Genomic DNA, 599 nt, shown 5'->3' on the forward strand with positions numbered 1-599 from the left:
GTTAAAGTTGTTTTACCATGGTCAACGTGGCCGATTGTACCCACGTTAACGTGCGGTTTTGTACGTTCAAATTTTTCTTTAGACATTTTAAAAAGCCTCTTAAACAAACACGGTTACAAATGGTACATAACCACATTAACCAAATGTAGAAATTGTTAATAAATTCAAGACATTGAAAAGATGAAAATAGAAGAAATGCTGGTGCTGATAGGCGGATTTGAACCGCCGACCTCACCCTTACCAAGGGTGCGCTCTACCAACTGAGCTATATCAGCGCTTGGAGCGGGCAGCGGGAATCGAACCCGCATCATTAGCTTGGAAGGCTAAGGTAATAGCCATTATACGATGCCCGCTGTTCTAAATTCGTCTGTCCGATGTGCGATTCAATTATAAGGAATGGTGGAGGGAGAAGGATTCGAACCTTCGAAGGCTGAGCCAACAGATTTACAGTCTGCCCCCTTTGGCCGCTCGGGAATCCCTCCACGATTAATTGAATACTTATTTACAACATGCGATAATGGTGCCGACTACCGGAATCGAACTGGTGACCTACTGATTACAAGTCAGTTGCTCTACCTACTGAGCTAAGTCGGCGTTGC

Annotated in this window: 1 protein-coding gene and 4 tRNA genes; all 5 read right to left on the reverse strand. The window is 44.4% G+C overall.

The window, feature by feature from the left end:
• Window positions 1-86, reverse strand: an 86-nt coding sequence (locus DAE25_RS22855; RefSeq protein WP_002436303.1) for a GTP-binding protein, incomplete at its 3' end; no start/stop codon positions are given.
• A gap of 113 nt (window positions 87-199) precedes the next feature.
• Window positions 200-275, reverse strand: a tRNA-Thr gene (locus DAE25_RS22860).
• 3 nt (window positions 276-278) lie between these two features.
• Window positions 279-353: transfer RNA gene (locus DAE25_RS22865), tRNA-Gly, on the reverse strand.
• A gap of 44 nt (window positions 354-397) precedes the next feature.
• A tRNA-Tyr gene (locus tag DAE25_RS22870) sits at window positions 398-482 on the reverse strand.
• Window positions 483-518: 36 nt separating this feature from the next.
• Window positions 519-594, reverse strand: a tRNA-Thr gene (locus tag DAE25_RS22875).
• Between the last annotated feature and the right edge of the window lie 5 nt (window positions 595-599).

Source organism: Nocardioides terrigena, from assembly GCF_003047265.1.
GTDB classification, from domain to species: Bacteria; Actinomycetota; Actinomycetes; order Propionibacteriales; family Nocardioidaceae; genus Nocardioides; species Nocardioides terrigena.